The following is a 25,003-nucleotide window of genomic DNA, read 5'->3' on the forward strand; positions in this document are numbered from 1 at the left end:
AAAAAATCAACTATTTGTTATCGAGCGCATAGGGTTATTTGGTTATTCCACCTAGAGAAAAGGATTTCTATAGGGATTACGAACTATTTGAAATATGAAAGTCATGAGTCTAAATGAACTTCAGATGAAGCTGGTGGTAAGTGCTCAGGTCTTTGATAAAGGTGGTTTCGTAAGAAAGGACTCTACGGCAGAATGCTTGTTCTTTGCGATAGTAAACTGAACGAATAGTTCTTACTTCAGCAAATATAAGCCAGCAGAGCTCTGCTGGCTCAGTAACGCAATCTAGAGTGATTAATTAAATTACTTAACTTTATTCACTTCCTGTTTAAGCATTTCTAACTGCTGCATCTTTTCTTGCATCTGCAAAGAGTCGTAATTTAAAGAAGCAGGGTTCATAGTTGTACCGCGTTGCATTGGGTATTCAGGTAACGTTTTAAAGAAGTCGCCAACAACGTCTTGAATTGGTACAAACAACCACATGTTGTCTGCCATCCAACGTAGATACATTTGTGACTCGCTAGGACCTTTTTCAAATGGATCAGCGCGTAAGTGAATGATCTTAGGCCAGTTTGGTACAGATCGCACGGCGTCGCTTAGGTTTCCTTCCAGAGTTGCAAAGTGAAGTTTCCAGTCATTCCAGCGTACTGCGTTTAGTTCACCATTTGAGGTGAAGTAGAGCAGAGACTCACGTGGTCCTTTCTCTTCTTTTCCCTCGAAGTATGGCATGAAGTTGTAGCCGTCTATATGGACACGCCAGTCTTTACCATTTGCTTTGTAACCTTCAGCAAGCTTTTCTTTCACGTCAGGAACGCCAGCTGCCGCCAACAATGTTGGCAACCAGTCTTGATGAGCCATCATTTCGTTGATTTTCGTTCCTGGCTTAATGACACCAGGCCAACGCACAAGTTGAGGCACACGCATACCGCCTTCCCAAGTCGTGCCTTTCTCACCTTGGAATGGGGTCGCGCCCCCATCAGGCCAAGTCATGGTTTCTGCGCCGTTATCAGTTGTATAAATAACGATAGTATTATCAGCAACGCCTAACTCATCGAGTTTGTCGAGCAATACGCCGACTTGATCGTCATGCTCTAACATGCCATCAGCGTAAATGCTAACACCGGATTTGCCTCGGTACTTCTCTTGCAATCGGGTCCACACGTGCATGCGCGTAGAGTTATGCCAGATGAAGAAAGGCTTATCTGCTTTAACAGCTTTCTCCATAAACGACAAAGTGCTTTCGAGGAACTCTTCGTCCGCGTGTTCCATGCGTTTACGCGTCATTGGGCCAGTATCTTCAATCTTACCGTCGGCATAAGATTTAATTACACCACGAGGACCATAGTTTTTACGGAACTCTGGGTCTTTAGGGTAATAGTAGGTTTCGGGCTCTTCTTCTGCATTAAGGTGGTACAAGTTACCAAAGAATTCATCAAAACCATGATTGGTAGGTAGGTGCTTATCTTGATCGCCCAAGTGGTTTTTACCGAACTGAGCTGTCATATAACCTTGGTCTTTTAGTAAGTCAGCAATAGTTGGTGCCCAATCTGGAATCCCATGGTCGGAACCCGGCATACCAATCGTCAGCAAGCCAGTGCGAAATGGTTCTTCGTCAGTAATGAATGCTGCTCGACCGGCAGTACAAGATTGTTGGCCGTAATGGTCTGTAAACAAAGCCCCTTCGTTCGCGATACGATCGATGTTAGGGGTTTTGTAACGCATCATACCTTGGTTATATGCGCTGATGTTCCAGTAACCGACATCGTCACCGAAAATTGCAAGTATGTTGGGTTTGTCTGCCGCCATCGCTGCGCTGGACGTTGCTAACAGTCCGACGCCTACTGCGATTTTTCTCAATTGGTTTGCCATAAAAAACTCCAGGTGGTTGAGAGTAACGAGAAGCACAAGTAAACCTTGTGCTTAGGTGCTGCATAAGTTAATGATGTGTATAGAAAAATCCTCTTATACTCTTTATAACCATAAGTTATTGGGGGTATTTAACTATTTGTTTCCAAATAAAAATACTTGTCATTCTGATGATTTGGGGAGGTTTTAAAAATAGAGATGGGTCACTAATGAACACCAGAGCAGGTTGCTGGTGAGACGAATAAAGTTTCAGCAAAAACACCGAGATACTCCCTAATCGGGGGACGAAGAATGGAGCACTCATTTTGAAGGCCTTTCACTTCTAATTATTTGTATAACCAAGGGGTTAGCGACTATATTGATTCAAGTTGCACCATCTAAATACTAAGGATAGTTATGAGTCAGTGGGCAGGTCGGTTTCGGTGTCTATTTTTGGGTATCGTCATGGTGAGTGGTTCGTTTTTTTCCCAGGCATCAGTGATAGAGAGCCCCCAAAATACCACGAATCTTGGGTTGGAATATGTCGGCACGCAAACGTGCGCGGAATGTCACCAACAAGAGGTGGAGGCTTGGAAGGGCTCTCATCACGATATGGCAATGAAACATGCAAACTCAGAATCTGTTCAAGGTGATTTTGATAACCGCACAGTGACGCATGATGGGCAACCCAACCGTTTTTTTAGACAAGGCGAGGAGTATTGGGTCAATATTCAAGGCCCTGATGGTCAATGGCATGATTATAAAATTAGCTACACATTTGGCTGGGAACCGTTACAGCAATATATGGTGGAGTTTGAAGACGGTCGTGTACAGCTCATTCCTTTTGCGTGGGATTCAAGGACGAAATCGGAAAGTGGTCAGCGCTGGTTTCACCTCTATCCAGAGACAACAACGACAGATGAGTTTTACTGGACTAACACTGGGCAAAATTGGAATTTCATGTGTGCAGACTGTCATTCGACCAATGTAAAGAAGAACTATGACGCAATCAAAAATACCTACAATACGTCTTGGTCCGAGATCAATGTTGGTTGTGAAGCGTGTCATGGCCCTGCAAGTGGACACATCGAGTTGGCGAAAAAATCCGCATCTACAGGAGGCTCTTTCGATACAGATAGTCACTATGGTTTTGACCGAAATTTATCTAAAGCGGTAACCGAGTGGGTATTTGAGAAGGGCCACAGAACGTTACAACCAAAAGCAATCGCAGAAACAAATCAAGTTCAGACGTGCGCACAATGTCACAGCCGTCGAACGCAGTTAAATGAGACTGGTGAGCACATTCAAGGCTCATTTTTAGATAAATATCGGTTAAGCCTGATCACTCCAGAACTCTACTACCACGATGGCCAAATTTACGATGAAGACTATGTTTACGGTTCATTTCTTCAGTCTGAAATGGCTGAAAAAGGCGTAACATGCACCAATTGCCACGATCCTCATTCGGCAAAGCTAAACATCCCAGAAGAGGCGGTATGTTCACAATGTCATATTGCGTCAGAATATACCCCAGAAAACCACACCTTCCATGAAGCGGGATCCAAAGCGTCACAATGTACGACTTGTCACATGCCAGAGACCACATATATGCAAGTCGATCCTCGTAGAGACCACAGTTGGCACGTACCTAGACCTGACTTGAGTAAACACATCGACACGCCTAATGTATGTACGTCTTGTCATGAGGATAAGAATAATCAGTGGGCGGATGCGCAGATAGCCGAATGGTTTCCTCACTCTCAATACCGCAATCAACAACACTTTGCTGTCGCGTTTTATGCCGATGCAATTGGGCACAAAGGGGCGGCGAATGCTCTGGCTTACTCTGCTCAGGATTCATCATTAAAAGACATCATACGAGCTTCTGCATTAGAGCGAATGGGCGGTAATACTGACCAAAATACGACTGTTTCGCTCGCAAGGGCCGTTAAAAATGAGAATGAAATGATTAGACTCGGCGCAGTCGCGGGCTCGTCTGGTTATGAGTTTCATGATCGATGGCGAATTTTAGAACCACTGCTGGATGATCCCGTACTTTCAGTGAGGGCGGAGGCGGCTTCGGTATTAGTGACCAGCTATGCGCAAATGACGCCGTTACAAAAAGATAGGATTCAACCACCGCTTGAAGAGTACATGGACATTCAAAAGTTTAACGCCGATCGTGGTTTCGGCAGAACCAATTTGGCAAATGTATACCGCAGCTTAGGCGAAATCGATAAGGCAATTGCGTTATACCAAGAAGCGATAAGTATCGAGCCTTATTTCGAAAATAGTTACGTGAATTTATCGGACCTGTATAGACGCCTTGGGAAAGAAAAAGCTGCGCTCTCGGTGTTACAACAAGGGATGAAAGCTCAGCCTAAATCCAGCTCATTACCTTACAGTGCCGGTCTTTCTTTGTTACGCCAAGGCAAGGAAGATGAGGCCAAAGCTCTACTTAAACATGCCGCAGAACTAGGAAAGACTAACGCTCACTACTGGTATGTTTATGGTCTGGCTTTGGAAAAAAGTGACGTTCTGGAAGCCAGTAAGGCATTGCAGACTGCGTTTAAAGTCGGTGGGAACCCTCAACATTTATATGCTCAATGCGAAGTTCTAGCGAGAAATCATAAAAAAGGTGCTGTCGCTTTTGCTTTCGATAGGTGTCTAGAAGAGCTGAGTAATTATGCACCTAAGCAGGCTATTGATCAGCTGAAAGCATCTATTGCGAATCTGTAGAGATTAAACACCAATAGTAAAAAGTGGAGCCTTTATCGCGCCACTTTCTCTACTTAGTTTAGTCTACGTCTTTCGCTAGTCTAAGGCCCATGTCAGACATAGTGACGGATTGGCTGGCAAAATCGCGGCGATAGTTTTCAGATTCGTCTGCGTCATAAGCAAAGCTGCCGCCACGTACAGACTTGTGTGCAAGGCTTTCTTTTTCCTCTTTTGCGTTTACCGGATTATCACTGGGCGCTGTTTTGTAATAACCTTCGTCAAAAGCATCAATCACAAACTCGCCTACGTTACCTGTCATGTCGTACAACCCGAGCTCGTTTGGTTGCTTTTGACCTACCTTATGAGCCTTATTGTGCGAGTTATTCGCATACCAAGCCACATCGTCAATATTGTTTGATCCAGAAAAAGTGAAGCCTTTGCTTAAAATTCCGCCTTTAGCGGCAAACTCCCATTCAGCTTCTGTTGGTAGACGGTAATGCTCTCCCGTTTTTTCATTTAATTTCTTAATGAAATAATTGGCTTGTTGCCAACTAATATTATTGACGGGTGTATTTGGATCTCGAAAGTAGCTCAGAGAGGAGCCAGTGACAGCTTCAAAGACCGATTGAGTTACCTCGAATTTTGACAAATAGAATCCATCAACCTTAACAGTGCGAGCTGGGCGCTCTGACTTTTTGGCTGATGGATTATCTGCGCCCATCGTAAACTGCCCACCTTCGACAAGAACCATATCTTGATCGATTTTCTGAGCGAGAGAGTGTGGTGGGGTTGTTGCACACCCATTAATTATCAGCGTGACCGACATGGTTGAGACAAAGGAAATAATCTTACTTTTGGGATGCTTCATTCGGCGACTCCGTCAACGACTTTGGTCAGAAAGTCTAGCAAGCAAAACCATAACAAACGGTTATACACACTATAACAAGCGCCGAGAATAATTGAACATTATCATAACCCTAGGCGATTAACTCGATGATTAGGTTTGACATCATTGGGGACAGGTTAGCAACTAAGAAGGTGATGAATGCACATAACTCAAGGGTCGCAGTTCAACGGAAAAGCATCTAAGCGTTTACATGTGATGGCAAAGCCCATTGGTGCTGCCTGCAACATCGATTGCACTTATTGTTATTACTTAAGCAAACAAGATTTGTTGGAATATAAGCAAGGGTGCTCGCCAATAATGGATGACGAAACCTTAGAGAGCTATATCCGCGAATACATAGAAGGGCAGAACACACCTGAAATTATCTTCTCTTGGCAAGGTGGAGAGCCGACCATGCTGGGGTTGGATTACTTCAAAAGAATTGTTGAACTACAAGATCAATACCGCCCTCATGGTATTACGATCTCTAATGATCTTCAGACTAATGGCACGCTTCTTAATGATGAGTGGTGCGAGTTTCTAAAAGCGAACCACTTTCTTGTCGGTTTAAGCATCGATGGCCCTGAGATGATGCACAACGCTTACCGAACAAATCGAGCGGGAAGAGGCACATTTAAACAAGTGATGAACGCCGTTGATCTATTACATAAGCATGAAGTGAAGTTTGCAACGCTTACGTGCGTGAACAACTTGACCAGCCGAAACCCATTGGAAGTGTATCGCTTCTTACGAGATGAAGTACGTTCCCCTCAAATGCAGTTTATTCCGATTGTTGAGCAGAAAACTTTCAGAACAACAGCGCCACAAACTTGGAAGCCCAATGAGCAACTAATGCAAGGTGATAAACGTCTGATTCCCGGCCACAAGGATTCAGTTGTCGAGCCATTTTGTGTGGCGGATGAAGCATGGGGTAACTTCCTTATCGCGATATTCAATGAGTGGGTCGTGCATGATATTGGTAACGTTTTTGTACAGTATTTTGAAGCAAGTTTGGAAACATGGATGGGAAGCAAAAACCCACTATGCACGCTAGGTGAAATCTGTGGCAAAGGTTTAGCAATGGAACCAAACGGTGATGTCTTTGCGTGTGACCACTATGTTTACCCGGAATACAAGATCGGAAATATTCACCGCGAAAAACTCGATACTCTCGCTTATAGCCCTGACCAGCAGAAATTCGGGTTTGCTAAAAGTCGTACACTGCCTCAGCAGTGTGTTAATTGCGATTATCAGTTTGCATGCTTTGGAGAATGCCCTAAAAACCGCTTTATTCGCACCAGAGAAGGTGAGCCCGGCCTTAACTATCTATGTGCAGGTTGGAAGAAGTTTTTTGCGCATGCCGATAAATCAATGGCGTACATTTTACGAGCGATGGGCAACCCTGTGGTACACGGCAAATACAGTGATATGGCTTTGCATCTGAAAGCGTCTAATCGACCTGTTTTTGACACTAAGTTCTAAGATTCAACTAGTCCAGTTTTATAAAAGTAAGGTCTCATCAATGCAAAAGATAACGCGTTTTACGAAGTCACTTTTAACTTTCACGATGAGTGTAGCGTTAAGCCAAGGCGTTTGGGCTCAAGATAAACCTCTGCTCAATTCAGATAAAGTTTCACCCGTTGAGATAGCATCTCAAGAAGAACCTATGACGCCAGCACAGCAAGTCGAAAAGTTGTCTTATGATGCACAAAACAAAAAGTTGTTTTCAGAAAAGCGTATTGATGCTTTACGTGAACTGGCCAACTATCCCAGCCAAAACGCTTTGGTTGCCGTCGCTCGTGGTTTGAAAGATGCAGATGCTGGAATTCGTGAAGCGGCAATTGTAGGAGCTCAACCCTATATGATAGAGCACCGCTGGCGTCTGGTTTCCCCGTTGCTAAGTGATGACGATGCAATGGTTCGAATTACCGCAGCGATAAACTTGGTTCGAGATTACGCCAGTTTAAGTTCGGAGCAGCAACAGTCACTAGAAGGCGCGGTGACTGATTTAACATCCTACTTGTCGCAGAAAACTGACAACGTTTCTAGATTACTCCTTGCCGATGTATATCGTTGGCATCGAGAGTGGGACAAAGCGGCATTGATTTATCCAGAGCTAACCAAGCTGATGCCAAGTAACCCGCAAGTCTGGTTAAGCTATGCGGACAATTTTCGAGCGCAACAAAAAGATCGACAAGCTATCCAAGTACTTGATGAAGCAATCACACTTTTTCCTGATAACGCTGCTTTGCATTACTCGAAGTCATTGGCGCTAGTAAGACTTGGTGAGAAGCATGATGCCGCTAGCGAAATTGAAAAGGCCGCTAATATGGCGAAGAACAACAGTTATTTTTGGTACTTAAATGGTGTTCTGCAAGAAGAGTTAGATCTTAAAAAATCTGTGCACGCTTTTGAAAAAGCTTATTTGATCTCTGGCGCGCCGGAGCAGCTTTACGCAGTGTGTGATATCTACATTCGGTACGATAACCCCAAGTCTGAACAGTGTTTAGCGGAACTTAAGAAAGTGGCTCCGGATTACGTGATTGATGAGCTTAATCAGAAAAAGGGACGTCAAAGTACTTCAGAGCAGTTTGACGCCAGCTAACTCAACACTTTATCAGTAAGCTTCTTTAATTAAAGCGTGTTTCTAGTTACAAGGTCACTTTCTGGTATCGTTACATATGTTGCTCTGAATTGCGCTTGTTAATCGTGAACTATACTTTCATTTGGATTTGCATCCCGTACCTCAATATAAGGAATTAAAATGGCTATAAAGTTAAAGGTGATTGTCCTTGCGACAAGTTTTGCTCTGTCTAGCTATAGCATTGCTGCTGATGTGCAAGATCCTCTGCCATCATGGAACAACACCGGTGCGAAGCAAGCTATTATGGCGTTTGTTACTAAAACGACGACTCAAGGCTCGGACGCTTATATTCCTGAAAGCCAAAGGATCGCTACGTTTGATAATGACGGGACGCTGTGGGCAGAAAAACCCGTTTATCTACAGCTGTTTTTTGCGATCGATAAAGTGAAAGGGATGGCCTCTGAGCATCCTGATTGGAAAACAACAGAACCTTTTGCTTCGGCAATAAAAGGTGACTTGGAGGGGGTTGGCAAGCAAGGCCTTGAAGGTGTGATGCAGCTTGTTATGGCGACTCACTCCGGAATGTCGACTGATCAGTTCCATCAAGAAGTGAAGGAGTGGATGAAAACGGCCGTGCATCCTACGACGGGAAAGCCATACACTGAAATGGTTTATCAACCGATGCTTGAGTTACTCGACTACTTGAGAGCAAATGACTACCAGACCTATATAATTTCTGGAGGTGGTATTGATTTCATGCGTGTTTGGGCACCAGAAGTGTACGGGATCCCAACGCAAAATATCGTTGGGACGACATTAAAAGCAGAGTATCAGGTCGTTGATGGACAGCCGACTATTCAACGCTTGCCAGAAATTGATTTTGTGAATGATAAAGCGGTGAAGCCTGTCACGATTCAGAACTTCATTGGTAAGCGCCCGGTGATGGCATTTGGTAATTCTGACGGTGACTTACAAATGTTAGAGTGGACTAAAGCGGGGTCTGGCCCACGATTTTCAGCGGTTATCCATCACACGGATGACAAGCGTGAATGGGCGTATGATAAAGACTCTCACGTGGGGAAATTAGACAAATCATTTAAAGTGGGTGAAGAGCAAGGTTGGTTGTTTGTCGATATGAAACAAGATTGGAATCAAGTTTTTAAAGAAGCGATGAAAAAGTAGCGACCCAGCCAACGTAAACACTACACCAAACATTTTGTGATAGGGGGTGATGAGAAAAACGCTCTTCATCTCCTCAACTTAACAATTCTGTTTGGTATCAGCATAAGCAAATATTGCGTGCGTCCGTATTGGTTATTTGATTGCTGTGTGGCATTATTGCTTAAAACCACTTAAGTGAATTTAAGTAATGACGCAAGAAGAGCGATTGATAGAACTCAGAGCCAAGCTAGAGCTACAAAACAAAATAACGTTATCGGAAGTTTGCGAGTATTTTGGCATCTCGCGAGATTCAGCGCGTCGAGACTTAGTCAAGTTGAGCCAACTACCGGGATTACAAAGAATCCGAGGTGGCGTCATGCTTGCCCCGATATCTTCCTCTACAGAGGCGTACTCTAATCGACCAATTAGTGACACTAAACATCGCCTCGCTCAAGCGGCCGCTAAGCTTGTGGATGAGCGTGACCACCTTGTTATTGATACCAGTACTATCTTATCTCTGCTCCCACTTTACGTAGAAAAAGCACGCTGTGAAGAAGATAAGCTCAACGTGGTCACCAACAGTATTGACGTACTGCTCGCTGCTGAAAAAAGTGAATCAATGGACGTCCATTTCTTAGGTGGACACTTTGACCCCTACGCCAGAGCGATCTTGGGTGCACAAGCAGAACAGCAAATGAAGCAATATCATGTGAATAAGGCGTTTATTGGTGTGTGCGCGTTGTCATCCCGAGGGTTGACGACAAATAATGAGCTAGAAGCAACCATGAAACAAACCATGATAGAGCAAGCTCAACAAGTCATTGTCGTTTGTGAATCCCGCAAAATTGGAAGCGACAATTTTCACCATGTATGTGATTTGTCAAAGATCGACATCGTTATTACCGATCATGCTCCTCAATCAGATTTTCAACAACTTCTCGACCACAATGATATTGAATGTATTGTTGTTTCACCGAAATAAGGAATCTTAGTATGGCTTACGATCCCGTAAAGACCGCCGTGATTGGTTACGGATATTCAGCAAAAACTTTCCACTTACCCTTCATTAAAGCACTGCCAAACTTGACGTTGAGCGCAATAAGTTCTCGTCAACAGGAAGCGGTCCAAAATGATTGGCCAGATGCTCAGTGGTTTGCTGATGCCAATACTTTACTCGATGACAGTGACGCTGAGCTTGTGATCATCACTGCGCCAAATGACGTGCACTACGAGCTCGCAAAGCGCGCGTTGAACAATGGGAAACATGTCATTGTTGAAAAACCGTTTGTAACGCGCATAGAAGATGGGAATGAGTTGATCGCCTTAGCAGAAGAAAAAGGATTGGTTCTGAGCGTTTTTCATAATAGGCGTTGGGATGGCGATTTTCTCACCGTTAAATCGCTTATCGAACAAGGTAAGTTAGGTGATGTGAGGCTGTTTGAGTCGCACTTTGATCGCTACCGTCCTGAAGTTCGTCAACGCTGGCGAGAGCAGGCTCAAGATGGCGGTGGTATTTTATTCGATCTTGCTCCCCATCTTCTCGATCAGGCCTTGGTATTATTTGGTTTGCCAGATGCGATAGACGCACAGTGTCGAATGATGCGTCCGGGCGCGATGACGATTGATTACTACAACTTAGTGCTTCATTACACAGACCATATTGTGCATTTACATTCAAACTTATACAGCCCAGAACCAAACCTGCGTTATAAAGTATTGGGTACTGAGGCTAAATATGAAAAATACGGATTAGATCCTCAAGAAGGTTACTTAAAAGAAGGCCGATTACCGGAGAACGATGCTTGGTCAGAAGAGGACGAGGCGTTATACGGTGTCCGCTACGACGAAGACGGTGCGCAAACCATCAAAACGGAGAGAGGTGCGTATCAAGCTTATTTTGTTGGTGTAGCAGATGCCATTCGTTTGGGTACTGATAACCCGGTTCCTGCCGTTCAAGCAGTACAGAATATCGCTCTGATTGAGATGGCATTGGAAAGCAGTAAAACGGGTAAAACGATTCAGGTGAAATCATGAGCTTAACGCTTGAGCTCGTCGCTCAACAAGAGCATGAGCTTCAATTGAAAGAGTTTAACCACCAAGTAGCGTGGTCTATTGGTTTAGCTTTAAAAGAAGCGGCGGAAGCCTGTGACGCGGCTGTGGCTATTGAGGTCTACGGTTTTGGACAAACGCTATTTCAATACGCGATGATAGGAACGTGCGCTGACCATTTGGATTGGGTTCGTAGAAAGCGAAATTCAGTATTGAGATATGGTCACAGCTCTTACTACCTCTCGCTGTACAATAAGCAAAAGCAGCGTGATTTTGAAAATCAGCCACATCTCGATGCGCGTGAGTATTGTGCTCATGGCGGCGCGTTCCCAATTCGAATCTTGGGTTCTGGTTTAATTGGTGTTGTCACGGTATCGGGTTTACCGCAGTTAGATGATCATCAGCTTGTTGTCGATGTATTAAAGACAATGGTAATGACGAGCACAGAGCTTGCTTAAAGTTGTGCGATATTACAGTGGCACGGCATTTATTTCGTGTCACTGAATTCTCTTATTAGCTCATTTTGCGTTCTATTATGTGAGAAAATATTTAACACTGCTCCCAACTTCCTACCTGAAAATTAAATCAATTTCATATAACCTATACGCTCATTCATACAAAAAGCCATCGAAGCTGGCAGTTGGCAAATGTCCTTTAGAAGAAAAGAAAAACTTAATCTTAGAAACCTTATTGTAATCCTGTGTGTTTTCAGCGTGCTTGTCACTTTGATCAATGCGTTTTATTCGATCTATCGAGTGCAACGAGATCTCATCATCAATAACACGTTAGAGTCCAACCGCGTTTATGCGCAAAAAATGTCAGAAATGACGGACTCTTTCATAGAAAGCTCAATGTCGCAGTTAAAATACAGTGCGAACTTGCTAAAAGATAAGATGCACGATGCTCAGTTTCTTGACGAAGAGGCGGAGAGGCTGAGAAAGCAAACCAAATCATTCAACTCTGTGGTTGTCGTTAATGCGAAAGGCGTCATTATTTCTGTATCACCAGAGACACTTCAGGTTAAAGGTGTAAAGCTCGTTGGTGAAAGAAAACGTCAATCTTTAAATGCTCAAGCGCCCGTTGTCACTGAGCCATTCATCTCACCCGCAGGAAATTATCTGTTAACGATCTCATACCCTATATTTTCTCAGTCCAATGAATATTTAGGCTATATCGGCGGTACTATCTATTTAGAGAAGGATAATATTCTTGCGGAATTACTTAGCCAGCATGCTTACAAAGATGGCTCTTTCCTTTACGTTGTGGACGAAAGCAATACGCTGATCTACCACCCAGATAAATCGCGGGTTGGTGAAGTGATCAACGATAATATTGCAATTAACGCCGTGACAATGGGTCAGCGTGGTAACAAAGAAATTGTGAACTCTCGTGGTGTTGAAATGCTAGCAGGGTATGCACCAGTTGAATCATCAGGGTGGGGAATTGTCGCTCAGCGCCCGAAATCAATGACGTTAATGGTGCTAGATGAGCAGATGTGGAGTGTATTTTTCAAATCGATTCCAATTGGTTTATTAACTCTGCTGTTGATCTGGTTCTTCTCTCTACTTATTTCAAGACCATTATGGCAATTGGCTGGCGCTGTTCGAGGAGTAGAAGAGCACTCCTCATCCATCGATGATTTGAAGCTGGTTAAGTCTTGGTATTTTGAGGCTTCACATTTGAAGCTCAGTTTTCTCAAAGCGTTTGGTATCGTTTCAAAAACCATTGATAAGCTGCAATTGGATACGCTAACAGACGCGATGACTGGGTTGTTAAATCGACGCGGCTTAGACAAAGTTCTAGGCTTGTTTAAGCAGGAAAGCACCGCTTTTTCTATTTTAGCTTTGGATATTGATCACTTTAAGAGCGTCAATGATAACTATGGTCATGATGTGGGTGACAATCTACTCAAAGAATTCGCTCAGTTGATGAAAGAGCAAGCCCGAGCGAATGATCATCTTTGCCGTTCCGGTGGGGAAGAGTTCATGATGTTCCTTGAAGCGACGGATGTTCATCACGCGGTTGATGTCGCAGAGCGGATTAGGCATAACGTAGAAAAACACGATTTCCTGGTCGTTGGTAAGGTAACGGTATCACTTGGAGTTTCTCACTGGAAAGGCAACGATATGCCAATTGAAGCGGTAATGAAAGACGCTGACAACGCTCTGTATAAAGCAAAGCGCAACGGAAGAAACAGAACCGAGTTAGGTGAAGACGCACAATAGGTATAGTGCTATGCGCTGAACGTAAAACGCGCCAGTTACCAAGCTTTTGTTTTACTCGTTGGCGTAGCCGCTACCAATTGCTCTAAATGGCAAGTCGAGTTCTAACTCCGGAATTTGCTTGCCCACCCAAGCCGGGAATGTATTGCTATTTGGTCCTGGAAACAACGTGTATTCTTCAGCCCAAGGGTATTGGTTGATAACGCTTTGTATTTTTGGGATAAGTTTATCGGCTTTTTCACCTTGTATTGAGAGTATTTTTTCTGGCTTCGCACCGTACCAGTAGCGATCTGGTGTGCCCGTTTGGTATTGATACAGAGCGGGTTGTCCACGATTCACGCGCCACCCGACCACTTCATACACGGTATATTCGTTCGCATTTTCAGGCTTTATCGCAAACCAAGTGTGCACCGCAAACCAGCCTCGCCAACCAAATGCATCTGCGGCATAAAACTCAATTACGGCATGTTTCACATTGGAAGGGTCAGGCGCGATACCGGCAGGTTCTCTGCTTGCGGTACGCCAATCTCCTTGAGTGCATCCACCCATCAAAGCTGCGATTGATATCAAGCCAACTTTTAATAGATGAGTAAAACTGAGAGAGTTTTTCATTGATCGCTCCTAGACCAACCGATGTTGGAAATGCTTTATTGATTTTAGCTATAAAATAGGTGCAAGCCTTATTGTTAAATCTTCCCTTCGTTAAAAAGAAGGGAAGGCTAGCGCCACAATATCGGATCATACGTAATAATGAGGTAAGCAGATTTGTAACATGTGGCATAGACAATATTGTCTCTCTCTATTAACTTGCTTAGTTGCGTATGAAAAAGTAAGAGCTTGTACGTATATTGCTTACACTATTTAGTAATTTAAAATTAAATAAAAACAATTGCTTGGGTGTTATTGGGGGCGATTAAATAGGCTGGTTTATCCTCAACTGCATTGTGATTCCCCCATTTTTAGCGGAATTTCATCGTACATCCTTTTACTGTATTTAGAGACTTGCGTACACCTGTGGCACAATGGGCGATTATTGAGAGTGCTGTTTGGTAATGCAAATGGCAGAAAAATAACTAGAAATTGAATAACCAATGTTTAAATCAAAAAGTATACTTGCATTATGCACCTTCGCATTTGGCTGTTTTGCCAATCAAGATAGTGAACCAACGTCCGTTGTACTTAACTATGGTGACTCTTCACTCAGCGCTGATATTCAAGCAAATCGAAAATTTCATGTGGTCCAAGATAATGAAAGTGAACATGTGGAGTTTTCTGGAGGAGTCACGAAGGAATATTCCGATTACATTGTGAATATACATATCATCAGAAAAAGCAAAATACGCAGATCAAGTCGAGAGCTAAATACCACCGTATTGATGAGCAGCGATCAGCTTGAAAAGCCTTTAGTGGTTGGTATTGAAAATGATGAATTCACCAGTATTACTTTGCGTTAATACTTGGTATTTATCGAATAGGAATGATTAAACCGATGCTCTCAATACGCCGCTATCGCACAGAGGATGCTCCAATATTGTGGACGCTTTTTTACCACACTGTACGAGTCATTAATCGTCGCGATTATACTGAATCACAAGTTTCAGCTTGGGCCCCATCAGATTTTGATCTCAATTCATGGCAACGCACAATGGATGCTATTCAACCCTATATCGCGGAAATAGAAGGGCAGATCGTTGGCTATTGTGATTTGCAAAGTGACGGCTTGATTGACCATTTCTTTTGTCACCATGAATATCAAGGCCAAGGTATTGGTCGTGATTTGATGTCTTTTCTATTTTCACAGGCGAAAGTAAAGGGGATAGAGCGACTGTACTCTGAAGTGAGTATCACTGCCCGGCCTTGTTACGAGAAAATGGGGTTCACAGTTAAGGTTCAGCAACGTGCTGAAGTTAGGGGAGAAACCTTAACTAACTTTATGATGGAAAAGTATATTTCATTGAAATCGTGAGCATTTAGTGAGCTTGAACACAGATATAAAATGTTTTCCAATGTGAAAACAAGTTCATTGATCTCGCACCAAAGTTTTGTTTGAAAACAGTGTGCATAATCTTCTCTGGAGCAAGCCATTACTGCATTTTTCGTCTCTGAAGGCTTAGTCAGAGCCTAAAAGCTTCGGTATTGCGGTGGGTAATGGCGTTCCAAACGCCAAACGTGTCTGGCTAACCATCTCAGGAAGAGAAGTAGTACTATGCGCCCTTATCTCAAATACATTATTCCAACATTGATACCATTGCTTATTTGGTTAATGCCCCTCTCTGCATTCCCATTTGATGGCATTACTATCGTCCAGCAGAGAGTGATCGCAATCTTCTTGCTTGCTGCACTCTGTTGGGTGTTTGAACCCATTCCAATCTACGCCACTTCGGTCGTTATCATTGTGCTCGAATTATTGCTTGTTTCGAATAAAAGCATCGTGCTTTTTCGCTTGCAAGAAGGGCAGCCACATTTTGGTGAGCTGTTGCAATATAACGAGATAATGGCGACTTTCGCTAGCCCGATTATTATGCTGTTCCTCGGTGGGTTCTTCTTAGCTATGGCGGCGACAAAGTACAGGCTGGATGTCAACTTAGCGCGCGTGTTGCTAAAACCATTTGGGCAAAACCCAAAGTTCGTTATGTTGGGTTTGATGTTGATCACCGCTGTCTTTTCCATGTTTATGTCAAACACCGCAACAACAGCGATGATGTTGTCGATTCTAACCCCTGTGATTGCGGTATTTGGGCCTAAAGATCCCGGTCGAATTGCGTTTGCCTTGTGTATTCCTGTTGCCGCCAACATTGGTGGTATTGGTACACCAATCGGCACGCCCCCGAATGCTATCGCGCTGAAATATTTGGTTGGTGACAACTTAATTACCTTTGGTGAATGGATGGTATTTGGCGTGCCATTCGTCATTGTAATGATGGCACTAGCGTGGTTTCTGATTGGCTTTTTGTATAAAGCCGAGCAAACCACCATCGATCTGAACATTAAGAGCAAGTTTTTGAAAACACCAAAAGCGATGATTGTCTATGTCACCTTCGCAGGTACGATTATTCTTTGGTTGATGGGGTCAGCACATGGGATGAACTCTTACACAGTGGCATTAATTCCGGTCGCGGTATTCTCATTGACGGGCATTATCAACAAGGAAGATTTGAAGAAAATTTCTTGGGACGTGCTTTGGTTGGTGTCAGGTGGTATCGCTCTGGGTCTTGCTCTGGATAAAACAGGGCTTGCGAAGCTAGTGGTACACAGTATTCCGTTTGATCAGTTCTCGCCATATGTGGTCTTGTTTGGTGCGGCTTTCTTGTGCTTGTTAATGGCAAACTTTATGTCGCATACGGCTACTGCAAACTTACTTATGCCGATTATGGCTGCGCTAGGTACCTCGATGACTTCGTTAACGCCATTGGGTGGAGAAGTGACGCTGATCTTAGTCGTGACATTTGCCGCTTCACTCGGTATGTCGTTACCAATCAGTACGCCACCAAACGCGTTGGCTCATGCTACTGGGCATGTCGAAAGCAGCCAAATGGCTCGTATCGGTGCAGTGCTGGGCGTGATTGGTGTATTACTTAGTTTTGTTATGGTTTGGATTTTACATACCGTTGGGCATATTGGGTAACCCATGTACGAAACGAAACTAGATGCGTTAGTACAACGCTATTTTAACCATCTTGAACGCCGATTAACGGTCTTATCCGGATCGGTACTGATCGAGCAAGCTGGCTACAACGACCGGTTGTACTACGTGCTGTCAGGAGAGTTGGCTGGCTATTATGCGGAAGATGATAAGAAGCCAATTCAGGTATTTTCTGCGTCTCAAGGTGCGTTTATTGGCGTACATAGTTTCTTTTCTGGTACATGGACGGCCTCTTCGACAGTTATTGCTCAAACTGATGTTGAACTGGCTTGGATACAGCGTGATACGCCCGCGGTGGAAGAGGCGACATACGGACCATTGACGACACAATTTATGCCTGTGATGGTGAACGAGTTATCTCGGCGTCAACGGCGTGCAATGCAAGAGGCCTTGGCTAAAGAAAAAGCGTTACAAAAGCTGCATACCGCAGAGCAAATGACAACGTTAGGGCAGCTTGCCGCGGGTATTGCTCATGAGTTGAACAATGCTATTGGTGTGGTAAGCAGTAAATCTGAGCGACTCGAGTCGGTCATCATGGAATTGCTTGAAGAAGTTCATCCGGAAGCGAGTCAGTTTTTTGATTTTGGTTTGATGCAAGGACAGAAAGTCTCTTCCAGCGAAGCGAGAAAGCGGGGGCGTCACTTCGAAAAATATTACGGCTTACCCAAGGATCTCGCGCGTGATCTCGCACGTGCCGTTCCAAATAATTTCCTGTCGGAGCATTGGTTAAAAAGACCCGAAGAAGCGATACGTTTCTGGCAAATGGGGCGAGACCTTCATGATTTGCGTATTGCCTCTAAACATACTGTTGGCATTGTACGTTCAGTGAAACAATTGGGGCGTACGGATATCGACTTGGATGAAGCGTTTAATATTAATGACTCAATCAATCGAGCGCTAGCCCTATTGCAAAGTGACTTAAGACGCATGAGCGTACGTTTTAGCCCAGCGGAGTTGCCGGACTTTGTCGGCTCTCAAACCGAACTCGTCCAAGTTTGGGTCAATATTTTAAAGAATGCGTGTGATGCACTTGGTCAAACCGAAGACCCGGGGATCGAAATACATACTCGAGAGAGTAAGGGGAAAATTTTGGTCACGATTGCTAACAACGGACCAGAAATCGATGAAGCGACACGCAGAAAAATTTTCCGGCCAAACTTCACCACTAAAAAGGGTGGGTTGTCGTTTGGTTTAGGATTAGGGCTGTCGATTGTGAAACGCATTATCGCCGGATATAACGGCTCTATTGTGGTAAAGAGCGACAGTGAAAAAACAATTTTTAGAATCAAGTTACCAGTAGAGGGTGAACATGGAGAAGCTTAATGTAATTTGCGTTGATGACCAACGAGAGGTATTAAGCGCGGTTCTACAAGATTTAGAGCCGTTACATCAGTGGTTGAATATCGAAGACTGCGAATCCGCAGGTGAGGTTCTAGAGCTGATGGATGAGCTTGATGCAGAAGGCGAGATGATCGCATTAATAATTTCCGATCATGTCATGCCAGGTAAAACAGGAGTGGAACTACTGACAGAGGTATCACAAGACAGTCGTTTTGTTCGCACACGTAAAGTGCTTCTGACGGGGCAGGCGACGCACACGGATACCATTAATGCGATTAACTCCGCAGGTATTGATCGCTACTTTGAGAAGCCATGGCAAGCGAGCCAATTGATTGAGTGCGTTAGAAACTTGGTGACTCAATATATCTTTGATATGGGCTTAGATTACACTCAATATCACGAACACTTAGATCAGAGTGTTGTTTTTGAGCGCCTACGTTAATCAAGGCTCTCTAAGGTTGTTTTCGTCACGGCCAGTTAGTGTCTGAAATTTACTGTGAGTAGTTCAGCATGCTTAACGTGGCCGTGCGGAATAGCGTTAATTCTATTATTTCGCCGAAGAACGGTTTAGCTCAATGAATAGCGACTGGCACTGGCAACAGAGAGTGGTTTAGAGAACCAATAACCTTGCAAATAATCGACGCCCATCTCGGAAAAGAAGTCACACATTTTTGCGTCTTCGATGCCTTCTATCACCACTTCAATATTGTTTTCCTGACACATAGTGATAAGAAACTTCAAATACTCTTGAGAGGAGCGATTGGTCAGTGTCTTCCATGCCATCGACTTATCAATTTTGATTTGTGTCATTGGCAAGTCGAAGAAGCTATTTAATGAACTGTAACCAGAGCCAAAGTCATCGAGCGAGAGTGCAAAACCTAATTCCCTGAGCGTGCTTAGGGGGGCAATAGCCGTCTGGTTATTATCCAAAATAAACGTTTCTGTCAGTTCCAAAACAATAGACTCGGGGTCAACGCCTGCTTCATCCGCCATGGCTTTAATTCGCGTAGGGAATTCGCTGTTCATCAACTGAAGTACAGAAACGTTCACGTTAACACGAACTTGGTTTTGGTAACGTTCACGGTAGTTTTTGATGAATTCACACGCTTTGGCAAATACTTGATATCCCAGTTCGACGATCAATCCTTTGTTCTCTGCTACAGGGATAAACTCGTCGGGATAAATTTCGCCAAACTCTTTGCTACGCCAGCGCACTAGTGATTCGAAGCTCACCACTTTTGAGCTTTTGGCGTCAATAATTGGCTGGAACTTAACACTTAATGTCTGTTTTTCTAGCGCACTTTTAAGACCTTGCTCAATAAAGAAGTAGCGATCAACGGCATGCTGCGTCTTCTCACTGTAGACCGCGACGCGGTCTCTATTTTGTTCGCTCGCGTACTGACAAGTTCTTGCCGCTTTACGTAAAATTTCCTCTGCGGAGTGACTAGGGTCAATACAAGGATACAAACCAATGCTAATGTTGCTACCTAGGTATTGGCCTTCTTCAATCACCGCTTCATGGTAGGTTTGTTTTAAACTTTCAGCGTAACTCTGTAGCGCTTCTATTGAGCACTCATCGTGAATCAAAATCGCAAAGTCATCATCATGCACTCGATACACCGAGCTGTTTGGAGAGGGCAAGTGACTGAGAGTTTGTAGCAACTTCTCTACTAACCCATCGACCAGTTCGCTGCCATATTGATTCAAGTAAGATTTGATGTCTTCGATCTGAATATAACAAATAGACGCGCAAGAATCGGTGGTACGTACACTGTCTTCGATATCCAGCAAGAGATGGGCGCGGTTAGCCATGCCTGACGCGTTGTCATGAAATGCAACTTGATGGATGTAACTTTCCATCAGCTTACGCTCAGAAATATCGCGATGGCTGCCAACCATGTAATGGCCATGTTCTGTTTCTTTGGTCATGGCTACGCCTTCTATCCAGACGTATTGTCCATTGGGTTTACGCACTCGGTAAGTGGTCGTAACCCTCGTATTGTTGGTCGTGATGTGCGCATCGACCCTTGTGGACAGCCTTTCTCGATCAAGAGGATGAACAAGCTCTAACCACTGCTCTAAACTGATTCGGCCAGCGTTAATACCGAGCTGTTCATAGAAGCCTTTGTTGTAAAATACCATGGTACCAAACTCATCCATGTAGAAGAGGCCTTCGTTAAATACGTCGAAGATATGAATGAATCGTTCTTCAACGATTTTCAGGAACTCTCGGTCACTATCTGAGGCTTGTTGGTCAAATATGGTGGTCAAGATATTTCCTCCTCGAGCGTGTTAGCATCAGATATGAGTGTGGGGAGTTGATAACATAGAGTTGATCTGTTGGCGTACATTACAATCACAAAAGTATCAGTTCAAATTGTTTGGCTATCATTTTATGCGCTACTAGGTTAATAACATACTAAGATTAGGCGGCTAATCATCGACATTTATAAAAAATAGTCAACAGTAAAAATCATTTATAAAATACAGTTATTGATGCTGTCCGCAATCTATAAATATTTATGAATAATTATCCTCAAGTTATTTTAAGACGTGTCGGTTAGAGGTTCTGTTCTTGAGTGTCATATCTGTATATTTGCTAGGCTAAAGACCATAATAACAAAAAGGGCTTAGTGATCGCGATGGGTTATTAATTGACAGGATGCTCATTAATAGTAATCAATTCTAATTTATTATCACGCCAATTAATCAAATCTCTTATAATACTGCCGTTAATATCGAGTAAGCTTTCTTTTTATGCAGTACGATCCAAAAAATTCAATCAAAATTGCGCTCGCTGATGTCGGCGTTGGTATGTTTGTTACCGCGATAGAGCACAACAAGCGCGTAAATTTAGCCAATGCAGGGCGGATATCTAGCCCAGAGGGCATTAAGAAGCTTACCGCGAGCGGCGTGAAGTATGTTTGGGTAGATCAAACATTATCTTCTCAGAAGTGTGTCTTTAAGCCTGTGGATGAATCCATTGTTGCCGTAGAAGAGGAGCGAGAGCCCAAGTCCTCTGAGTTTTCGAAGGTTCAACGCGCTTATCGCTCGAGAGATGTTCAACATAAACGAGCCAAAAAGCTAATTGCGGAAGCAAAAGATCTGGCGCAGAAACTATTGAATCAAACTTTTGAAGGCAAAATCATTGAAGTTGATGAGGTAGAAGCTTGGGCAGATGATGTCATTGAAAGCGTTTTTATCGACTCAGATGCGTTGCAATGTGTTTCTGCACTCCGAAAAAAAGACTCCTACTTGTTGGAACACTCCGTCAATGTGGCTTGCCTTTTAGTATCATTTGGTAAGTACTTGGGGTTAGATAAGCAGACATTAAAGCAGCTCGCTATTGGTGGCATCATTCATGATGTAGGTAAAATTAAAGTTGATGACAAGATTTTGCATAAACCAGCAAAGCTAACACCTGAAGAGTTTGAACACATGAAGCTACATCAAGTGTTCGCTGGTGAGATTATTCTCCATGTAAAGGGCCTTAGTGATGTGAGTCGCGATGTCTGTTTGATGCATCATGAGAAGTTAGATGGCAATGGCTACCCTAGAGGCTTGAAGGGCGATGAGATTCCGATTCACGGCCGCATGAGTTGTATTGTTGATATTTACGATGCATTGACGGCCGATCGTTGCTACAAAAAAGGCATGAGCTCAGCAGAAGCGTTTAAAATCTTGTTGAGTTTAACGCCATTTCATTTAGATGCAGACCTAGTCTACAAGTTCATTAATTGCGTTGGGATGTACCCAGTGGGCTCTATTGTTGAGTTGAGTGATGGGCGTGTTGGTATTGTTTGGTCCTCAAATGACTCTCAAGCTTTAAAGCCAGAAGTGAAGTGTTTTTACTCACGCAAATATCAGCGTTATATCGATGTGGCGATGGTCGATTTGAAAAATAGCCTACACAAAATAGAAAGAGCAGTCGCTCCGTCATCGTTAGAAATCGATCCCAAGCCTTTTTATGATTAAGAAAAATAAACATGCTTTACAACCTTGCATGCAGAGCGTATTTTGATTGCATAACTATCTATTAATGGTTTCTAAATTATGTAGCGACTAGGTGGTTATTAAAGAATCGAGTTTCATGGATGGAAACTGAGCTAGGAATATCTCAATAAAGATTGAGGTATAGCCCTCTACTTTTTGCGGGAAGGGATGCCAATGCAAATTGATACATGGATTTTTTACACTCTGGCCGTTTTGGTGCTTACTGCATCGCCTGGGCCAAGCTCGTTGCTGTGTTTAAGTAAAGGTGTGAGCAGTGGGTTTCGTATTGCCCTCATGACTGCGCTAGGCAGTTTATCAGCGATCACTATTATACTAACGCTTTCTTTTACCGGGTTAGGGGTTGTGATTGCCTCATCTGAGCTGGTCTTCAATATCATCAAATGGTGTGGTGCCGCTTATTTAATCTGGTTAGGCATTCAAGCGCTGCGCTCTTCTCAAACGGATTTTGACAAAACGGCAGCCGTCCAAAGCTCCTCGAATGCGCTCAGCGCGTTCACCAGTGGTTTTATTGTTGGCGCTAGTAACCCGAAAGCGATTGTCTTTTTTACCGCTTTGTTTCCTCAGTTCATTGATCCCTCTGCGCCTTTGTTGGCTCAATACGCGATTTTTGCATCTACATTTGTGGTGTTTGAGCTAAGTTGGCTAACATTTTATGCATTATTAGGTGTAAAAGCTTCAGACTGGCTGTTTGTCGCTGGAAGAGCCAAGTTGTTCAATCGCCTGACTGGCGGAGTATTTATTAGCGCGGGCGTCATGTTGTCGACGGCAAATCGATGAGAAAGCACGTGTTTGGTGCATGGTTGGGTTATTTCAATAGCGTAAGTTGCAATAACCTAATTTAGCGTTAGCTTATTTCCATTATGGAAATAGACGTTTTGTTTATTTTCATTAGTGGCAACAGGTAAGCCGGAGTAAAATCACGTTACTCTTTAGGGGTAGAATCCATGTTTTATCTTGTGGGTTTGTGGTTACTTTTTCAGGGACATCTCAGATGAAAAGCCTTTCTGAACTACAACAACGTTTTCTAGACATTGCGACTGATGTTCGTCTTTCTCCAAAACAAAAGTCGAACTTTTTGGCCTTGGAGGCGGAAGCATGTATTCCTTACATGTCGATTTCCCCATCGCTAAGACAAGCAATGGATGAAGGAATCATCTGTGATATGTTTGAAGGCCATGCACCTTTCAAACCACGCTATGTGCTGCCTGATTACGCTAAGTTCCTATCGCAAGGCTCTGAGTATCTAGAGTTGCTTCCAGCTGACGATTTCGATGATGCGCTGAATATGCTCACCATCATTTACCATCATGTTCCATCGGTAACGAATATTCCGGTGTATTTAGGTCAGTTGGATGATGTCTTGCTGCCTTACATAGGCGACCTAACAGAGAATCAAATTTACAAAAAGTTAAAACATTTTTGGATCATGTTGGATCGCACATTGCCAGATGCGTTTATGCACGTGAATGTCGGACCGACAGACAACATTATTTGTCGCACTATTTTAAAAGTGGACGCCGAGCTCAAGCAGATTGCGCCAAATCTTACGTTCATGTACGACGAGTCGGTCACGCCTGATGATTTACTTCGTCAAGCGACGCAGAATATTTGCGAGTGTAGTAAGCCTCATATTGCCAATTACCCTGTGCACTCGAAAGCCTACAGCGGTTCACGTTTTGGTATTGTAAGTTGCTACAATTCACTGCCACTGGCTGGTGGTTCAAACACGCTGGTGCGAATGAACCTAAAAGAAGTCGCAGAACGAGCATCGGATTGTAACGACTTCTTAAACAGTGTTTTACCTCTATACCATCAATTAATGGTTGAGTTGATAGACGCTAGAAGTACGCACTTGCATGAAAAGTCCAATTTCTTTCAAGGATTTTTGACGCAAGAAGGGTTGATTGAAGAGTCCCGTTTCGCACCAATGTATGGCATTTATGGTATGGCAGAAGCGGTGAATCTTCTGTTCGAAAAAGAAGGCCAAACGGGGCAGTACGGAAAAGATGAACGTGCGAATGCCTTTGCTCATGATGTTTCAGCCACACTGGAGAAACTAGTGGAGTCAACCCCAGTGAAATATGGTTTGGATGGCAAAGCGCTCTTACATGCTCAAGGTGGTATTAGCTTAGATCTTGGCGTTACGCCAGGTGTGCGTCTTCCTTATGGCACGGAGCCAGACCCTGTCACTTATGTACAAGCAACAGCTGAGCATCACCAGTATTATCGTGCAGGTATCAGCGATATTTTGACGATTGATGAAACGGTGAAATCAAACCCAGAAGCGATGTTCAATTTGTGCAAAGGGGCGTTAAATGCTGGTTATCGTGAGTTTACCGCGAATGTGGCCTCAAATGATTTGATTCGCGTTACGGGATACATGGTTAAACTTTCTGATATCGCAAAATATGATGCAGAAGGTTCGAGAACCAATACGACGTTTCTGGGAGCAGAGGCGGCAAAAAATACTGGGATTTTAGATCGCTCACCACGTGTGGTGAGTCATGAAATGACACCGACCTACACGCAGGCGTAAAGGTCGG

Annotated in this window: 20 protein-coding genes; 16 read left to right on the forward strand and 4 right to left on the reverse strand. The window is 43.7% G+C overall.

What is annotated here, in order from left to right; all coding sequences use genetic code 11:
• Positions 1–300 precede the first annotated feature (300 nt).
• Positions 301–1,866, reverse strand: a complete 1,566-nt coding sequence (locus tag F7Y48_RS18300; protein ID WP_316685214.1) for an arylsulfatase — start codon at positions 1,864–1,866, stop codon at positions 301–303.
• Between the two features lie 393 nt (positions 1,867–2,259).
• Between F7Y48_RS18300 and F7Y48_RS18305 the strand changes: the two genes are divergently transcribed.
• Positions 2,260–4,581, forward strand: coding sequence for a multiheme c-type cytochrome (locus tag F7Y48_RS18305; RefSeq protein ID WP_258507259.1), 2,322 nt, complete (start codon positions 2,260–2,262; stop codon positions 4,579–4,581).
• A 58-nt stretch (positions 4,582–4,639) separates the two neighbouring features.
• Here the strand turns inward: F7Y48_RS18305 and F7Y48_RS18310 are convergent, their stop codons facing one another.
• Positions 4,640–5,428, reverse strand: a complete 789-nt coding sequence (locus F7Y48_RS18310; protein ID WP_258507260.1) for a formylglycine-generating enzyme family protein — start codon at positions 5,426–5,428, stop codon at positions 4,640–4,642.
• A 177-nt stretch (positions 5,429–5,605) separates the two neighbouring features.
• On the opposite strand from F7Y48_RS18310, the gene F7Y48_RS18315 reads away from it, so the two are divergent.
• The 7 genes from F7Y48_RS18315 to F7Y48_RS18345 all read left to right on the forward strand — a co-directional run bounded on the left by F7Y48_RS18315 (position 5,606) and on the right by F7Y48_RS18345 (position 13,465).
• Positions 5,606–6,928, forward strand: a complete 1,323-nt coding sequence (locus tag F7Y48_RS18315; RefSeq protein WP_316685215.1) for an anaerobic sulfatase maturase — start codon at positions 5,606–5,608, stop codon at positions 6,926–6,928.
• A gap of 40 nt (positions 6,929–6,968) precedes the next feature.
• Positions 6,969–8,051, forward strand: a complete 1,083-nt coding sequence (locus tag F7Y48_RS18320; protein WP_316685216.1) for a hypothetical protein — start codon at positions 6,969–6,971, stop codon at positions 8,049–8,051.
• A 159-nt stretch (positions 8,052–8,210) separates the two neighbouring features.
• Positions 8,211–9,212 carry an HAD family hydrolase gene (locus tag F7Y48_RS18325; protein ID WP_316685217.1) on the forward strand — a complete coding sequence of 334 codons (1,002 nt, stop codon included), beginning with the start codon at positions 8,211–8,213 and terminating at the stop codon, positions 9,210–9,212.
• Between the two features lie 187 nt (positions 9,213–9,399).
• Positions 9,400–10,173 (forward strand): DeoR/GlpR family DNA-binding transcription regulator, encoded by a 774-nt coding sequence (locus F7Y48_RS18330; RefSeq protein ID WP_170902067.1) that lies wholly within the window; start codon positions 9,400–9,402, stop codon positions 10,171–10,173.
• 11 nt (positions 10,174–10,184) lie between these two features.
• Positions 10,185–11,225, forward strand: coding sequence for an oxidoreductase (locus F7Y48_RS18335; RefSeq protein ID WP_225461637.1), 1,041 nt, complete (start codon positions 10,185–10,187; stop codon positions 11,223–11,225).
• Entirely contained in the window at positions 11,222–11,698 is a 477-nt protein-coding gene (locus F7Y48_RS18340) for a heme-degrading domain-containing protein (protein ID WP_316685218.1), read from the forward strand. Before F7Y48_RS18335 ends, F7Y48_RS18340 begins: the two co-directional genes overlap by 4 nt.
• Positions 11,699–11,887: 189 nt before the next feature.
• On the forward strand, positions 11,888–13,465 hold the full coding sequence (locus F7Y48_RS18345; RefSeq protein WP_316685219.1) for a sensor domain-containing diguanylate cyclase: 1,578 nt from the start codon (positions 11,888–11,890) through the stop codon (positions 13,463–13,465).
• A gap of 51 nt (positions 13,466–13,516) precedes the next feature.
• Here F7Y48_RS18345 and F7Y48_RS18350 read toward each other — a convergent pair whose 3' ends face one another.
• Entirely contained in the window at positions 13,517–14,074 is a 558-nt protein-coding gene (locus tag F7Y48_RS18350; RefSeq protein WP_012841873.1) for a DUF3750 domain-containing protein, read from the reverse strand.
• A gap of 479 nt (positions 14,075–14,553) precedes the next feature.
• Between F7Y48_RS18350 and F7Y48_RS18355 the strand changes: the two genes are divergently transcribed.
• From F7Y48_RS18355 to F7Y48_RS18375, 5 genes are all read left to right on the forward strand, one after another.
• A complete protein-coding gene (locus F7Y48_RS18355) occupies positions 14,554–14,916 on the forward strand; it encodes a hypothetical protein (protein WP_031780380.1) in 363 nt (120 codons plus the stop codon).
• A gap of 35 nt (positions 14,917–14,951) precedes the next feature.
• Entirely contained in the window at positions 14,952–15,428 is a 477-nt protein-coding gene (locus tag F7Y48_RS18360; protein WP_316685252.1) for a GNAT family N-acetyltransferase, read from the forward strand.
• 240 nt (positions 15,429–15,668) lie between these two features.
• Positions 15,669–17,087 carry an SLC13 family permease gene (locus F7Y48_RS18365; RefSeq protein ID WP_005394158.1) on the forward strand — a complete coding sequence of 473 codons (1,419 nt, stop codon included), beginning with the start codon at positions 15,669–15,671 and terminating at the stop codon, positions 17,085–17,087.
• A gap of 3 nt (positions 17,088–17,090) precedes the next feature.
• Positions 17,091–18,428, forward strand: coding sequence for a sensor histidine kinase (locus tag F7Y48_RS18370; RefSeq protein WP_316685220.1), 1,338 nt, complete (start codon positions 17,091–17,093; stop codon positions 18,426–18,428).
• The gene (locus tag F7Y48_RS18375) at positions 18,415–18,888 is read left to right on the forward strand and encodes a response regulator (RefSeq protein ID WP_047008729.1); all 474 of its coding nucleotides are present in this window, start codon (positions 18,415–18,417) and stop codon (positions 18,886–18,888) included. Before F7Y48_RS18370 ends, F7Y48_RS18375 begins: the two co-directional genes overlap by 14 nt.
• A gap of 125 nt (positions 18,889–19,013) precedes the next feature.
• On the opposite strand, the gene F7Y48_RS18380 is transcribed toward F7Y48_RS18375, so the two are convergent.
• Positions 19,014–20,717: a putative bifunctional diguanylate cyclase/phosphodiesterase gene (locus F7Y48_RS18380; protein ID WP_006741581.1), complete on the reverse strand. Its 1,704-nt coding sequence runs from the start codon at positions 20,715–20,717 to the stop codon at positions 19,014–19,016.
• Positions 20,718–21,203: 486 nt separating this feature from the next.
• Here F7Y48_RS18380 and F7Y48_RS18385 point away from each other — a divergent pair, with 486 nt between their 5' ends.
• The 3 genes from F7Y48_RS18385 (at position 21,204) to F7Y48_RS18395 (ending at position 24,996) form a co-directional block, all read left to right on the forward strand.
• Complete coding sequence (locus F7Y48_RS18385) at positions 21,204–22,421, forward strand: HD-GYP domain-containing protein (RefSeq protein WP_301657852.1); 1,218 nt, start codon at positions 21,204–21,206, stop codon at positions 22,419–22,421.
• A gap of 192 nt (positions 22,422–22,613) precedes the next feature.
• Positions 22,614–23,237, forward strand: a complete 624-nt coding sequence (locus F7Y48_RS18390; protein ID WP_053807364.1) for a LysE family translocator — start codon at positions 22,614–22,616, stop codon at positions 23,235–23,237.
• Between the two features lie 214 nt (positions 23,238–23,451).
• Positions 23,452–24,996, forward strand: a complete 1,545-nt coding sequence (locus F7Y48_RS18395; protein WP_316685222.1) for a YjjI family glycine radical enzyme — start codon at positions 23,452–23,454, stop codon at positions 24,994–24,996.
• Positions 24,997–25,003 lie beyond the last annotated feature (7 nt).

The sequence above is a fragment of the Vibrio sp. 2-1-2a genome (genome assembly GCF_032648565.1).
Classification (GTDB): Bacteria; Pseudomonadota; Gammaproteobacteria; order Enterobacterales; family Vibrionaceae; genus Vibrio; species Vibrio diabolicus.

What these genes read in the sequence shown, in the direction of transcription:
- F7Y48_RS18395 (WP_316685222.1), top strand. Translation starts at nt 23,452, where the DNA reads ATGAAAAGCCTTTCTGAACTACAACAACGTTTTCTAGACATTGCGACT.
- F7Y48_RS18300 (WP_316685214.1), bottom strand. Translation starts at nt 1,866, where the DNA reads ATGGCAAACCAATTGAGAAAAATCGCAGTAGGCGTCGGACTGTTAGCA.
- F7Y48_RS18315 (WP_316685215.1), top strand. Translation starts at nt 5,606, where the DNA reads ATGCACATAACTCAAGGGTCGCAGTTCAACGGAAAAGCATCTAAGCGT.
- F7Y48_RS18320 (WP_316685216.1), top strand. Translation starts at nt 6,969, where the DNA reads ATGCAAAAGATAACGCGTTTTACGAAGTCACTTTTAACTTTCACGATG.
- F7Y48_RS18340 (WP_316685218.1), top strand. Translation starts at nt 11,222, where the DNA reads ATGAGCTTAACGCTTGAGCTCGTCGCTCAACAAGAGCATGAGCTTCAA.
- F7Y48_RS18330 (WP_170902067.1), top strand. Translation starts at nt 9,400, where the DNA reads ATGACGCAAGAAGAGCGATTGATAGAACTCAGAGCCAAGCTAGAGCTA.
- F7Y48_RS18310 (WP_258507260.1), bottom strand. Translation starts at nt 5,428, where the DNA reads ATGAAGCATCCCAAAAGTAAGATTATTTCCTTTGTCTCAACCATGTCG.
- F7Y48_RS18305 (WP_258507259.1), top strand. Translation starts at nt 2,260, where the DNA reads ATGAGTCAGTGGGCAGGTCGGTTTCGGTGTCTATTTTTGGGTATCGTC.
- F7Y48_RS18335 (WP_225461637.1), top strand. Translation starts at nt 10,185, where the DNA reads ATGGCTTACGATCCCGTAAAGACCGCCGTGATTGGTTACGGATATTCA.
- F7Y48_RS18385 (WP_301657852.1), top strand. Translation starts at nt 21,204, where the DNA reads ATGCAGTACGATCCAAAAAATTCAATCAAAATTGCGCTCGCTGATGTC.
- F7Y48_RS18360 (WP_316685252.1), top strand. Translation starts at nt 14,952, where the DNA reads ATGCTCTCAATACGCCGCTATCGCACAGAGGATGCTCCAATATTGTGG.
- F7Y48_RS18325 (WP_316685217.1), top strand. Translation starts at nt 8,211, where the DNA reads ATGGCTATAAAGTTAAAGGTGATTGTCCTTGCGACAAGTTTTGCTCTG.
- F7Y48_RS18375 (WP_047008729.1), top strand. Translation starts at nt 18,415, where the DNA reads ATGGAGAAGCTTAATGTAATTTGCGTTGATGACCAACGAGAGGTATTA.
- F7Y48_RS18350 (WP_012841873.1), bottom strand. Translation starts at nt 14,074, where the DNA reads ATGAAAAACTCTCTCAGTTTTACTCATCTATTAAAAGTTGGCTTGATA.
- F7Y48_RS18355 (WP_031780380.1), top strand. Translation starts at nt 14,554, where the DNA reads ATGTTTAAATCAAAAAGTATACTTGCATTATGCACCTTCGCATTTGGC.
- F7Y48_RS18345 (WP_316685219.1), top strand. Translation starts at nt 11,888, where the DNA reads ATGTCCTTTAGAAGAAAAGAAAAACTTAATCTTAGAAACCTTATTGTA.
- F7Y48_RS18390 (WP_053807364.1), top strand. Translation starts at nt 22,614, where the DNA reads ATGCAAATTGATACATGGATTTTTTACACTCTGGCCGTTTTGGTGCTT.
- F7Y48_RS18365 (WP_005394158.1), top strand. Translation starts at nt 15,669, where the DNA reads ATGCGCCCTTATCTCAAATACATTATTCCAACATTGATACCATTGCTT.
- F7Y48_RS18370 (WP_316685220.1), top strand. Translation starts at nt 17,091, where the DNA reads ATGTACGAAACGAAACTAGATGCGTTAGTACAACGCTATTTTAACCAT.